A 13012-nucleotide genomic window follows, 5' to 3' on the forward strand; every position below is an offset into this window, starting at 1 on the left:
CGCAACCACCGTCACCCGCGGTGACGCGCGTAAGGGCCTGGAACCGTGACGGAATCCACGCCCTCAAGCACGCTTCGCCCGCCGGCCGGCAACAGAGGCCTATGGGAAGCGAGCGAGCGAGCAAGACCCGGCAAGGAGGCGCCGCCACCGCTCAGGACGCGATGGCCAGTGTGGCGCTGTGCCCACCGAACCCGAAGGGGGGCCTCGATGAGAACGACCCTTCAGTTGGAATCCATGCGCGCGTCTCGGGTTTCGAAGTACTGGACTTGCTGCAGGTGGTACCAAAGTGACTGGCTAACTGATCCAGCGACATACAGCCCGGCCCCCACGACAGACATCGGCAGTGCTGCCCCCAGAAGGCCAAGCATCTCCCACCACGGACGGGGTTGCAGACATTGCACGGACGGAATCATGTCGCGGAAGAGAAGCGCCGCGCACTCGTGGGCACCGTCGACCGAATACGGCACCGCCAGCAGGTAGACGAGCCAGGCCCACAACGCTGCAGCCACGAGTAGGAGCAGCACGCCCCACTTCTTCCTCCGTGCAGCACGCTTCCAGAAGGACGCTCCCAACTCTTCTGCGTTTGACATGCGTCCGCCCCCGATGGTCCTTGAAGATCTCGACAGGCGACCCTACCCCAGGCACGCTGACGCACCCGGGTATGCGGACCAAACCCCATCCATGAGGCCGTTCCCGAAGACTGAGCCTTTCCCCACCTCACGCTGAGGCGAGGCGAGGCGAAGGGCCAGAACGCCCTTGCCGATGTTGGTGGTTCGGGTGGTGCTGCAACACAGCTTGCGGAGCAGACGCCAGAACTTGAGGGTGGCCATGGCCGGTTCGCCGAGTGCGCGGATCCTCACGTGGGAGACGTTGGCGGCCTGTTGGCCGGTGGAAAGCTTGTCCCAGCGGCCTCGGTAGGGAACGCGGACCGTGCCTCCAGCACCCCGGTAGCCCTTTTCGGCCCAGCCCCGAACACCGGCCTCGGCCAGGGTGTCGGTGATCTGGTGGGCTCGAGCCGCGCGCAGATCGTGGACGGCTCCGGGCAGCGCGGGCGAAGCCCACAGCAGCCGTCCGAACGGATCGGTGAATACTGACGTTCATGCCGTGCTTCTTGTGCCTGCCGGAGTAGAAGGGCCGGTCAGCGGCGATCCGGTCGATGGGCAGCAGCGTGCCGTCCAGGATCACGTACGCCTTGGTCGAAGCGGTCCGGACTGCATTCCTCCCCGGCGAGAGCCGGCAGCAGCGGTGGAGGCAGGCGGCTTCAACGAGCGCGGGCATCCTGCCGCCGATCTGCAATCGACGCGTAAGGAGAAGAGTCAGATCGGAGCTGGTGCCGACCAACGACGAGGAGACGCTGCCGTTCGTCCAGCCCCGCCCCAGACCGCGACCGGCCGTGTGCCCGCACCGACGACTCCGCGGGCGATGAACGGTGTCACTGCCAGGCGGTGCGCGGGTCGCGCAGCGTGAATGGCCCCGCCAGAGGTCCGTACTTGGCGGCAATCACGACGAGCACGAATGCCATCAATGCGTTCTCATCGCAGTGCCCGGATTGCCTCAGCGAGCAGCCTGCGAGTCTCGTCGATTGACAACGCATCGACGGCCAGGCGATCGAGGAGCATTCTCCAAGAGTCCGTCTCACGCTCTCCGGTGATTAATTGCGCCGAGCTTGGATTCCGCACGAAAATTGTATCCGGCACCACTTCGAGAGCGAACCGCAGGAAAGAGAAAGCCGACACGCCGGCAGCCGACGCTGCGCTAGACCTCATTGGGACAATTCGCAGCGCAACCTTCAGTCCATCCGGAGACTCCGTCTTCCCCAGCAAGTGCTGGAGTTGCTCACGCATAACGTCCCGGCCGCCTACCTCGCGGTAGAGCGCAGACTCGTCAATAAGGGCCCACACCAAGGGCGCGGTTGTGAGACAGTGCGCTCTCCTCCCACTAAGCCTCGCCTGACGCTCCATCAACAGTTCTGTTCTTCTTGCCGATTCCTTCCTATTCAGCACAGGGTGCCCCACCTGTAGCAGGCTCTCTGCATAGTCGGCGGTCTGCAGTAGGCTCGGCACACGGAGGGACTCGAAGGAGCGGATGCAATCCGCCCCCTCCTGCAAACTGATGAGATGGCCGAGCCATTCCGGCACTAGCCGGCTGTATTTTTCCTCCCACCAGCCCGGCTCTGCAGCCTTTCTTACAAGCCGAACCATCAGATCGGCGAACCGTTCATCGGCTTCGTACAGCTCTAGCAGGACGGTGATGTCAGGCTCAGAAACGCGAGTCATGCCGCGTTCGAAGCGATGGAACTTTGCAGAGCTCCATCCCATTCGGTGGGCTACATCGGCACCTGGCAACCCAGCATCCTCGCGCAGCTGTCGCATCGTCGCTCCTGCCAGCTGCCTCGCGAGGCTGCCCTGAGGGTCTGCAGACACGTAATCTTCGAGTGCTTCCAGTCCGGCGATTCTCCGCACGCGTTCGGCGGACTGCGCCGGGGTACGAGCACAGAAGCTGCGTGCCGTCGGGGAACCAAGTGAAGAGCGGTTCATCAGCTCTGCGAAACCCTCAGCTCCGGACATTTCCCTCCCCCTCTTTTGCAGCTTTCCCCTTCTCTGCCCGGCGCCATCGGTAAATGGCGCCCTCCACCGCACGCTCTGACCCCATATCCAGGAGCTCACAAATCTCCGACTGCGAGTAGCCTTCCACGGTCAGAGCCACCGCCATCTTCGTCCTGCCGTCAGCGATACCATCGAGGCGGTTCATCACCCAGAGATTTCCGAGCACTTCCTCGGGCACTCCAAGGTGACTTGCCTCTGGACCGGCGAGTTCACCCTTCCGTCTCATCAGGCGATGCTCCCGCATTCGGGACGACTTGCATCGGCGAAACTCGTTGGGGAAGTCATAAACACAAGCCCCCATGAAATATGTGGTGATGCTCGCACCGCCTTCATGGGTCCAGCCATGCTCAAGAAGCGCACGCTGACGGAAGCGCGGCAGAGCCAGAGCGACTGTCATGGTCGCCAGCTCCTCCCTCAAGTCGCTATCCGAGGCCAGTTCCTCCAAGTCAAGCTCGTGGGGCTTTAGTCCATAGCCGCGAGCGGCTACGACCTGGAAGACGTAGCCAGAGTGCATCCATGCACGCAGCACCGATACCCCGTACCGGACGAGCTCCTCGATGAACCGGTCGTAATTCCGCCCCTTGAAGCCGTCTCTCCGCAGCAGCTCCACCAGTTGCCTGTCGGCCATCCTCCGGTCGATGCCTTCCTGGAGGCGCAAGGTCCGACGCTTCTGCTGTGAACTCATTCCCTCGAAGTTGTCCGGCACCGGGGCAGCAAGGTCGACCCGAGGCCCACCGGGAGGTTGTAAGTCCCAGGCGTGCGCGGCCTTAGCCTCGCTGGCCGCGCTGTCGCCCTCCATCGCCTCCCCTTTCGCTCGTCGCGTATCGACGACGGCTCCTTGTAGGTGGCTCGTTGGCCAGCACCCCACGCACTTTCCCAAGATTCTTTAGAAGCGAGCGGGACCGAAGGGAATCGTGGGGCGACCGACCGCCTCTGACCTATGAGCAGTGTCTTCAACACGACGACCCGGAGGACCCCGCCATGAGCGAACCGACACCACCACCCCCTGCAACGCACGACTCAGAACCCTTCCTGACCCTCCACACAGCCATCGTCCTCTTGGCAGCTGGTTTCATCGGCCTGATCGTCGGAAGCCTCACCTTCCTCAACGGAGGGGCCCTGGCTGGCGCTGCCCTTGCAGGGCTCACCGCCTTCGGCGCATGCGTGCCAGCCCTTAACAAACTGATCCGATGACGCGCAGACGAGCAGCGGCTCCGGCAATCGTTCAGACACGACAGCGCTCAACGGCTCGCCATCTCTGGCGGGAGCCCGGGGCTACTCCCACCGCTGCGACCAAGTCATTAGGACAGTTCAAGCGAGCCATCCTCTACCTGACAAGCCATCAGGAAAGTCAGCATCAGGTCAGCATCGGCCCTGCCAGAGCAGGTTTCACCCTGCCGAACCTGCATATGATCGAAGGGGTGCGAAAGGCCCATCTGACCTGGGCATTTGCCGCTCCACCTGGGGCGATCGTAGAGTCACTCCCCCAGGAGCATGCAGGTGAAGTCCATGTCCCCGAAATTCCCTAATTAGGAATTGGCGACATTTAAAGCCCTCCCTCGCCTCTGAAGAATGCTATCAACTCCCCTCCCACTGAGCCCTGTCGGGAAATTGACTATCTCGCGAGCATCCCAAATCGACGCGATGCGGGCATAGCTCGCACCAACAAGTCAGCAAACTGTCAGCATCTTCCCCGCGATCTTGGCAGCTAACCTGCACTGGCACGGCTGGCCCCGCTCCGCAGAGCGTTGGCCCTGCCGCGACCGGCACGGGACCGTGGTCGCGGCCAGGTGCTGTGGAGCGGTTGGTTGATCTTCATCGCCAACGACTCCACCCGCCACGACATCCACGTCGCCCGCGAGCACCGACGCAGTATCGGCCTGGTCCGCTACCGCTTCGACACGGCGCACGTCTTCAGTGGTGTGGGTGGGTGCTGGGGGCTGAGGAAGATCGGCACGAACGCCGGCTGGGATTCCCACAACGGCTGGGACCGGCCAGGGCGCAAAAGACACCTGCTCCGGCGTTTGTAGGACACTGGAGGTACAGGGACGTGGTTATCCCGCGACCCTCGATCCGAGGCGCCGAAGCGGACGGCCGCAACCGACCGCCGGCGGGACCTCGGCTTCGCGATCATGGATGCCGCGGTCGAGGAGTGCCGCGATGCCCACCGCGAACTGACCGAGCAGGTCAAATCTCCACCGCATGGTGCGACCACAAGGGCCCGAGCAGGAGAGGCGGGAGCAAAGGGAGGGTGCTGCGATGACTGGAGCACCGGCACAGCACAAGTCCGCCCGGTATCTGCCGATCGCTGAGCACGGCTTGATCGGGAATCTGCGCACGGTGGCGCTGGTGGGCACCGACGGCACCATCGACTGGTACTGCTGCCCCTCCTTCGACTCCCCGAGTGTCTTCGCAGCCATCCTGGACGCGGACCGGGGCGGGGCATTCGAGCTGGCTGCCACCGTGCGGGCCAGCACCAAACAGTTCTACTTCCCGGACACCAATGTGCTGATCACCCGCTTCTTCACCGAGGACGGGCTCGGGGAGATCCAGGACTTCATGCCCGTGGCGGACTCCGGCGCATCCGACCGCGACCGACTGATCCGGCGGGTGGTGTGCATCCGCGGAACGATCCCGTTCCGGGCTCGGGTGGCCCCCCGGTTCGGCTACGGCGCCCACCCGCACACCGTACGGATGCTGGACCGGGCCGCCCTGTTCGCCTCCGAAGAGCTGTCGCTGACGCTGACCGCCACGGTGCCGCTGGAGTACGACGAAAAGGACGTGTGGACGGAGTTCGAACTCTCCCAGGGCGAGACCACGGTCTTCGCCCTGGAGCAGGTCAGCAGCGAGGCTCCGCCGCGCCGCTGCCCGCACGCCGAGGCCGAGGCCGAGCGGGAGTTCACCGCCACGGTCGCCTTCTGGCGGCGCTGGCTGAACCAGTCCCGCTACCGCGGCCGATGGCGGGAGATGGTGCACCGCTCCGCCCTCACCCTCAAGCTGCTCACCTACGCCCCCACCGGCGCGATCGTGGCAGCCCCCACCACCAGCCTGCCCGAGCAGATCGGCGGCGGCCGCAACTGGGACTACCGCTACGTGTGGGTGCGCGACGCCGCGTTCGCCGTCTACGCCCTGCTCAGGCTCGGCTTCACCGAGGAGGCCGAGGCGTTCATGGGCTTCCTCACCCGCTACACCGACCGGCGCGGCAACGGATCGTCCGGCCCGTTGCAGGTCATGTACGGCATCGACGGACGCACCGAGTTGCCCGAACGCGAGCTGTCCCACCTGGAGGGTTACCAGGGCTCCGCGCCCGTGCGGGTCGGCAACGGCGCGGCCACCCAGCTGCAGCTCGACATCTACGGCGCCCTGCTCGACTCCGTCTATCTGTACGACAAGTGGTGCCGGCCCATCTCCAGCGGCCACTGGCGCGCGGTGTGCGCACTGGCGGACTGGGTCTGTGAGCACTGGGACCAGCCGGACGAGGGTGTGTGGGAGGCCCGTGGCGGGCGCAAGAAGTTCCTCTACTCCCACCTGATGTGCTGGGTGGCCATCGATCGCGCCATCCGCATCGCCCAGCACCGCAGCCTCCCCGCCGAGCTCGGCCGCTGGGGGCCGGTCCGGGACGCGATCTACTGGCGGATCATGGACAAGGGCTGGTCGCCCGACCGGCAGGCGTTCGTCCAGCACGAGGACGGCGATGTGCTGGACGCCGCGGTGCTGATGATGCCGCTGACCAAGTTCGTCTCTCCCAGCGACCCCGTATGGCTGTCGACCCTCGACACCCTTGGTGACGAACTGGTCTCCGACTCCCTGGTCTGGCGCTACGACCCCAAGGCCAGCCCGGACGGTCTGGAAGGTGAGGAGGGCACCTTCTCCATCTGTTCCTTCTGGTACGTCGAGGCCCTCACACGCGCCGGGCGCCTGAACGAAGCCCGCCTGGCCTTCGAGAAGATGCTCACCTACGCCAACCACCTCGGCCTATACGCAGAAGAGATCAGCCACACCGGAGAGCAACAGGGCAACTTCCCCCAGGCTTTCACCCACCTTGCCCTGATCAGCGCCGCCTTCAATCTCGACCGCGCCCTGGGGTGACCTGCCACACTCCGCATCCTTTCCATTACGCGAGGTCGGCGAGGCTCTGGAACTGCTCTGGGGCACCGCGGCGGTCAACACCTGGACCGCCGAGCGGCGGTACTGTCCTGGCTCGGCTGGTGCGCCGAGTATCAGCAGCTTCAGCCGGCTCGGTCGGCCGGGGCCGTATTGCCTCCACGAACGCTCCTGATCACGGTGGCCGCTCCCATGCGGGCAGGCACTCCGGAAGCCCCCGGACCTGCACGAACCGGTCAGTGATCAAGCACTACAGCTGCCCTGAGAGAGGGTTTCCGTAACAGCGCATTTGCGGTCGTCGGAAGACAGGGGGACCCTTTTTTTAGGGGATAACGGCCGGGCAAAGCTTGATGCCGACGCCATCGGATGTGTACCGCGCGACCTTGGGACCGTGACGCTCACCGGCAGTAAGCGTCACCGCGAATCTACCGCCGTGGCGAAGAAGATCGAACATGCGGGTGCTCAGCCGGTGGCGCCGGCGGGGGCGACGGGTGGGCTGTCCAGCTGGGCGGCGGATCGGAAGGAGTCTGCCCATGCGAATCGCCGTGGACCTGAATCGGTGCCAGGGATACGCACAATGCGTGTATTTGGCGCACGAGGTCTTCAGATTGACCGGCCAGGAGGCACTCACCTACGAGCCGAACCCCGATGACGAGCGGCGCCTACAGGTTGAGCGAGCCGCTGCGGCGTGTCCGGTGCAGGCGATCGTGATCGACCGCTTGGACGGCGCGGAGGAGAGCGCGACGTCATGACCGTGCGAGCAACGGTCGCAGCGCTAGTGCGCGAGTTCAGAGCCAACGGCCGGATCGTCATCGTCGGTGCGTCCCTGGCCGGACTGCGGGCCGCCGAAGCCCTGCGTGAGGAGGGCTTCACCGGGTCTCTGACCATCATCGGGGACGAGCCGTACGAGCCCTACGACCGTCCGCCGCTGTCCAAACAGGTGCTCAAAGGCTGGGTACCGGCCGACCACACCAAGCTGCCCCGCCTGCGAGAAGTGAATGCGCAGTGGCGGCTCGGGGTGACCGCCACCGGGTTGGACCGGGCCGCCAAGCAGGTGCGCCTGGCCGACGGCGAGCAGATCCCGTACGACCGGTTGCTGATCGCCACGGGCACCCGGGCGCGACAGTGGCCGAACCCGGACGAGGCGGCCCTGGACGGGGTCTACTCGCTGCGCTCGCGTGATGATGCCGCACAGCTGCAAAAGGCGCTGGGCGCGCCGCCGTCGCGGGTCATGGTCATCGGCGCCGGGTTCATCGGCTCGGAGGTGACCTCCGTCTGCCGGGAACTCGATCTCCCGGTGACCGTCGTCGAGCGGGGCTCGGCGCCGCTGGTCGGCGCGCTCGGCGGGGTGATCGGTGAGATCGCCGCGGAGATCCAGCGCGACCACGGCGTGGACCTGCGCTGCGGGCTGGGTGTGTCGTCACTGGAGGGCGACTCCGGCGGACACGTGCGGCGTGCTCATCTCTCGGACGGAACCACCATCGACGCCGACGTGGTGGTGGCCTCGCTGGGGTCGATCCGCAACGTGGAATGGCTGGAGGGCGCCGGGCTGGCGTCCGGTTTCTGGGGCGTCGGTTGCGACGCCGGCGGTCGCGCCTTCGACATCAACGGCGTGGTCACCGACAGCATCTACGTGGCAGGGGACGTGGCGCGCTCGCCGCACGTGCTGTACGAGTACCAGTTCCTCGCGATGGAGCACTGGGACAATGCCGTTCTCGGCGCCGAGGCCGCGGCCCACAACATGGTGAACCTCGAGCCCCACTATCGCCCGCATCTGTTGCTGCCCGGCTTCTGGTCCGGTCAGTTCGGCCTCAACATCAAGTCCGTCGGCGTGCCGCCGTTCGGCGACGAGATCGTCTTCACGCAGGGGTCCGTCAAGGAGCGCCGCTTCGCCGCCGCGTACGGTCGCCGGGGCCGGATCGTCGCCGCCGTCACGTTCGATCACGGCAAGTGGCTGGAGTACTACGGGAAGCTGATCGAGCAATCGGGTCCGTTCCCGCCTCCGCCGCCGGGCTGGGACCAGCCCCCCGACATGAAGCCGATCCCGGCCGAGTTCCCGCAACCCGGCGTCCCGACGGCGATCCCCGACGTCGTCCTAACCGGCCACGACCCGAGCGAGCGGGGGGCCGAGTTCCGGTCTCGCCCTCGTTGACGCGCCCGCCGGATGGGCGTGCAAGCGGACAGCATCGACGACAGGAAGAAGGAGGGGAGCCTCGTGGTCGAGGAAACCCCCTGGCAGCAGGCCCTCCGCTACGCCAACCGCGCCAATCCGTACCCGTTCTACGAGGAACTCCGCAAGACACCGGTGGCGCGGCAGCCGGACGGCACCTACGTCGTCAGCACCTACCAAGAGATCGTCGCGCTGCTGCACGACCCCCGGGTCAGTTCGGATGTCAGGAAGCTCCCCGCCCCGGTTACGGCCCCGGCAGAGGGCTCGGCGGAGGCCGAGCCGATCACGGAGACGGTCATCTCCTTGGAGCCGAACATCATCACCCAGGATCCACCCGAACACGATCGAGATCGCCGGATGATGACGCCGCACTTCGTCGGCCCGCCCCATTCCCCTCACCTGATCTCCGACCTGGAACCCGAGATCCGCCGCATCGTGGACGGCCTCCTGGACAACATGCAGGGCAAGACCCGAATCGATGCCGTCGACGAGTTCGCCTACCCCCTGCCGGTGACCGTGATCTGCAAGGTCCTGGGCGTGCCACTGGAAGACGAGCCACGCTTCCACAGCTGGATCGAGGCGGCACTGGACGCCTTGGATTTCGGCCCCGAGGCTGCCTCCGAGGAGATACAGAGCCGACTGGCCGGGGGTCACCAGGCCGTGGAGGAGTTCGGGCAGTTCGCAGCTGAGCTGCTCGACCGGTACGCCCAGCAGCCCGGCCCGGGCATGCTCTCGGCGATGGTGAACGAGGACGGCCCAGAGACAGGGATGTCCAAGGGCGTGCTCGTGAGCAATGCCTTGCTCCTGATCTTCGCCGGGCATGAAACCACGGTCAATCTCATCGCCCACAGCGTGCTCACCCTGCTGCGGCACCCCGACGCGCTCGAGAAGCTGCGCCGCCGGCCCGAGCTGATCGTGCCCGGCGTCGAGGAGTTGCTGCGCTTCGAGTCGTCGGTCCAGTTCTGGCACACCCGCTCCGCCGTAGAAGACATCGACATCGCAGGCACCACCATCCCAAAGGGCGCGCCGATCTTCCTGGCATACGGCTCGGCGAACCGTGACCCGAAGCGGTTCGCCAGCCCCGACGAGCTTGACCTCGAACGCCGGGACAACCAGCACCTCGGGTTCAGCCAGGGCATCCACTTCTGCTTCGGCGCTCCCCTCGCGCGGCTCGAGGTCCAGGTCGCGGTCGGCGAGTTCGTCCGCCGGGTGGAAAACCCCCGGCTCGTAGAGGACCCACCGCCGTACCGCCACAACCAGATCTTCCGCGGCCCGCGCCATGTTCTGGTCGACATCGACGGGATCCGCGACTGACTCGGCATGCGTAAAGGATCGCTATGCGGGCTTTTCAACTGGTCGGATGGCAGCAACCGCCCGAGCTGCGCGAGGTGCCGGTGCCCGAGCCCGGGCCGGGGCAGGTTCTGGTGAAGGTCGGGGGTGCCGGTGCGTGCCACTCAGATCTGCACATCATGGAGGCACCCGCACCGCCACCCGGTTTCGCCACGGAACTGCCCTTCACGCTCGGCCATGAGAATGCGGGATGGGTGGAGAGGCTGGGGCCGGGTGTCACCGGGTTCGCGCCAGGAGACCCTGTGATGGTCTACGGTCCCTGGGGCTGTGGGATGTGCGCCAACTGCCGGGAGGGACGGGAGAACTACTGCCAGAAGGTCAGTGGTCAGGGCGGGGGCCTGGGAGGCGGTCACGACGGCGGAATGGCTGAGTACCTGCTGGTCCCGGCGGCGCGATTCCTGATTCCGCTGGGCACCCTCGACCCCCGCCAGGCCGCCCCGCTCACCGACGCGGGACTGACCAGCTATCACGCCGTCAAGCGATCGCTGCACCTGCTGGGGCCGGGCTCGACCGCGGTGGTCATCGGGGTGGGCGGTCTGGGCCAGATGGCCATCCAGATGGTGCGAGCGCTCAGCGCGGCGACCACCGTCGTCGCCGTGGACACCGATGCCGGCAAGCTGGAAACCGCCAAGCGCCTGGGCGCGGACGAGGCGCTGCTCTCGGGCGAGGACGCGGTCACGCGCATCAAGGACATGACGGAGCAGCAGGGCGCTCAGCTCGTGCTCGACATGGTCGGCATAGACCCGACTCTGCGCATGGCTGCTCAGGTGGCAAGGGTGCTTGGCCACCTGACCATCGTCGGTCTCGGCGGCGGAGCCCTGCCCGTCAACTTCTCGAGCCCCCCGCACGAGTGCTCGGTCGCCTCGCCCTACTGGGGCTCCCTTCCCGAACTGATGGAAGTGATCACCCTCGCCCAGCAGCAAAAGATCAAGATACTGCTCGAGCACTTCCCCCTGGAACGCGCCAACGAGGCATACCAGCTCCTGCACGACGGCAAGATCCAAGGACGCGCCGTCATCACCCCCCACCCATGAGTACTGTCACCAAGGCGACCGGGCTGGTGCCGGAAGCCGTAACTGCCGGAGGAAACGTCATGGAAGCTGTGACCGGTGCGATCGCTGACCGGGCCGGTGGCGGACCGCACAGCCAGCAGCGGGCGTGGCAACAGCAGCTGTGCCGGCGCCTGTGACGGTGACGGGCGCCGGGCTGATGAACGCGGCCTGTCGGCGCTTGCCATGACCGAGAACACGTTCCGACCGGTGGCCGCCGCGCTGCGGCCGTATCTGATCGTGAATCCCCGCTCGGGAGGAGGGAAGGCGAGCCGGTTCCGGATCGCGGAAAAGGCTCGCGAGTTGGGGGCTCAGGTTCTCCTGCTCGATCCTTCCCAGCCCCAGGACCTCGCGACTATTGCCCGACGCGCGGTGGATGACGGTGCGGACCTGCTGGGGGTGGCCGCCGGAGACGGCACGCAGGCACTTGTCGCCGGCGTGGCTGCGAAGTGCGGTCTCCCTTTCGTGGTCATTCCTGCCGGTACCCGCAACCACTTCGCGATGGACCTCGGCCTGGACCGGGAGGACCCTTCGGCCGCACTGGAGGCCCTCACGGACGGCGTCGAACTGTGCGTGGATCTCGGGTTCGCAGGCGAGCGGGTGTTCGTCAACAACGTGTCGTTCGGTGCCTATGCCGCCCTGGTACAGGACCCGGCCTATCGGGACGACAAGATCGGCACGACGGCGCGGATCCTCCCGGAATTCCTGGCCCGCCACAAGGGCCCGGAGCTGGTGGGTACGCGCAGGGCTGCTCACTGTGGACGGGCCTGATGCCGTGCTGGTGAGCAACAACCCCTACCGGGCCGATGACCCGGCCGGGCTTGGCAAGCGTGCACAACTGGACTCCGGCCTCCTGGGGGTACTGGCCGCCAGGGCGGAGACGCCCGCCGAGACCGCCGCCCGGCTGCGAGATGGGCAGACGCACGGCCTGACCAATCTGGCCACCTCTGAAGAGGTCGTCGTCGATGCCGACGTCCCGTTCGTCCCCGTCGGGCTGGACGGTGAAGCCGTCACCCTGCCGACTCCCGTGCGGTGCCGGATCAGTCCCGGGACGCTACGGGTACGGGTTCCCCGCCATCGGCCGGGCGCCGCGCCCGCCGAGCGGCCGCCAGGCTGGAGCGCCATCCGACGGGTGGCCTCGGCTGTCCGGCGAACTCTTCACGGCCGTCATACCGGCTGACCGAAGCCGAACCGGCAGAGCGCGGACTTCCGCCGACCGGATCGACACCGCACATCGCTATGTGGCCACACTGCTCGGCGGCCTGCGAGCCACACCACCGAACGCGTGAGATGCCTCCCGTGTCACCGCCCCGGGTGATCCCGCACACTCCGCCGGCGCCGGGTACTTCCGATCGCCTGCGGCCTGCTCCGGCCCGCCCATCACCGTCCGGGGAAATGCGGATGGATGGCAAAGGCTGAAAGACAAGCTCAGTCCTGGTGCAGCTCGTTGCGGCCCGGGCCGCCGGAGAGCTTGTCGGTGCCCGGGCCGCCCCACAGGACGTCGTCACCGCTGTTGCCCCACAGCGTGTCCTTACCCGCCTCGCCGTACAGCTTTGAGGCAACCCAGTCGACGGCGTAGGTGCAGGTGTCGTCCTTGGCCAGATCCACTTCGCGGGATCCTTGTCGCCTTTGGACCGGTTGGAGCCCAGGCTAAGAACTCCTAACGCAATGACTTCAGGCGCCGCCAGCAGATGAGTGCGCATCCCAGGGTGAGAAAGGCTTCGTGGATGTCG

At 66.4% G+C, this 13012-nt stretch carries 13 protein-coding genes and 2 pseudogenes; 10 read left to right on the forward strand and 5 right to left on the reverse strand.

From position 1 onward, the window contains the following. Positions 1-221 precede the first annotated feature (221 nt). The 4 genes and pseudogenes from DY245_RS14890 to DY245_RS14905 form a co-directional block, all read right to left on the reverse strand. Entirely contained in the window at positions 222-524 is a 303-nt protein-coding gene (locus tag DY245_RS14890) for a hypothetical protein (RefSeq protein ID WP_128507486.1), read from the reverse strand. A gap of 204 nt (positions 525-728) precedes the next feature. Next, positions 729-1215: pseudogene (locus tag DY245_RS14895) on the reverse strand (transposase family protein); the annotation flags it as partial. 317 nt (positions 1216-1532) lie between these two features. Beyond that, a complete protein-coding gene (locus DY245_RS14900) occupies positions 1533-2567 on the reverse strand; it encodes a helix-turn-helix domain-containing protein (protein WP_128507488.1) in 1035 nt (344 codons plus the stop codon). Next, entirely contained in the window at positions 2554-3405 is an 852-nt protein-coding gene (locus tag DY245_RS14905) for a hypothetical protein (RefSeq protein WP_128507490.1), read from the reverse strand. Before DY245_RS14905 ends, DY245_RS14900 begins: the two co-directional genes overlap by 14 nt. 182 nt (positions 3406-3587) lie before the next feature. Between DY245_RS14905 and DY245_RS14910 the strand changes: the two genes are divergently transcribed. The 10 genes and pseudogenes from DY245_RS14910 (at position 3588) to DY245_RS48250 (ending at position 12459) form a co-directional block, all read left to right on the forward strand. Then, positions 3588-3800 carry a hypothetical protein gene (locus tag DY245_RS14910; protein ID WP_128507492.1) on the forward strand — a complete coding sequence of 71 codons (213 nt, stop codon included), beginning with the start codon at positions 3588-3590 and terminating at the stop codon, positions 3798-3800. A 614-nt stretch (positions 3801-4414) separates the two neighbouring features. After that, complete coding sequence (locus DY245_RS46295; RefSeq protein WP_244943045.1) at positions 4415-4636, forward strand: hypothetical protein; 222 nt, start codon at positions 4415-4417, stop codon at positions 4634-4636. 229 nt (positions 4637-4865) lie between these two features. Further along, positions 4866-6695, forward strand: coding sequence for a glycoside hydrolase family 15 protein (locus tag DY245_RS14920; protein WP_128507494.1), 1830 nt, complete (start codon positions 4866-4868; stop codon positions 6693-6695). Between the two features lie 31 nt (positions 6696-6726). Beyond that, positions 6727-6845 (forward strand): annotated as a pseudogene (locus tag DY245_RS46300) (site-specific integrase); the annotation flags it as partial. Positions 6846-7243: 398 nt separating this feature from the next. Then, positions 7244-7462 carry a ferredoxin gene (locus DY245_RS14930; RefSeq protein WP_128507496.1) on the forward strand — a complete coding sequence of 73 codons (219 nt, stop codon included), beginning with the start codon at positions 7244-7246 and terminating at the stop codon, positions 7460-7462. After that, positions 7459-8862 (forward strand): NAD(P)/FAD-dependent oxidoreductase, encoded by a 1404-nt coding sequence (locus tag DY245_RS14935; protein WP_128507498.1) that lies wholly within the window; start codon positions 7459-7461, stop codon positions 8860-8862. Before DY245_RS14930 ends, DY245_RS14935 begins: the two co-directional genes overlap by 4 nt. Before the next feature lie 63 nt (positions 8863-8925). Then, complete coding sequence (locus DY245_RS14940; protein ID WP_244943046.1) at positions 8926-10194, forward strand: cytochrome P450; 1269 nt, start codon at positions 8926-8928, stop codon at positions 10192-10194. A gap of 23 nt (positions 10195-10217) precedes the next feature. Beyond that, a complete protein-coding gene (locus tag DY245_RS14945; protein WP_128507503.1) occupies positions 10218-11264 on the forward strand; it encodes an NAD(P)-dependent alcohol dehydrogenase in 1047 nt (348 codons plus the stop codon). Positions 11265-11339: 75 nt separating this feature from the next. After that, the gene (locus DY245_RS48245) at positions 11340-12050 is read left to right on the forward strand and encodes a diacylglycerol/lipid kinase family protein (RefSeq protein WP_425329388.1); all 711 of its coding nucleotides are present in this window, start codon (positions 11340-11342) and stop codon (positions 12048-12050) included. Positions 12051-12060: 10 nt separating this feature from the next. Further along, positions 12061-12459: a diacylglycerol kinase family protein gene (locus DY245_RS48250; RefSeq protein WP_425329389.1), complete on the forward strand. Its 399-nt coding sequence runs from the start codon at positions 12061-12063 to the stop codon at positions 12457-12459. A 248-nt stretch (positions 12460-12707) separates the two neighbouring features. Here the strand turns inward: DY245_RS48250 and DY245_RS14955 are convergent, their stop codons facing one another. Continuing rightward, positions 12708-12887: a hypothetical protein gene (locus DY245_RS14955; RefSeq protein WP_425329390.1), complete on the reverse strand. Its 180-nt coding sequence runs from the start codon at positions 12885-12887 to the stop codon at positions 12708-12710. Positions 12888-13012: the final 125 nt, after the last annotated feature.

It is taken from the genome of Streptomyces inhibens, assembly GCF_003389455.1.
Taxonomy (GTDB): domain Bacteria; phylum Actinomycetota; class Actinomycetes; order Streptomycetales; family Streptomycetaceae; genus Streptomyces; species Streptomyces inhibens.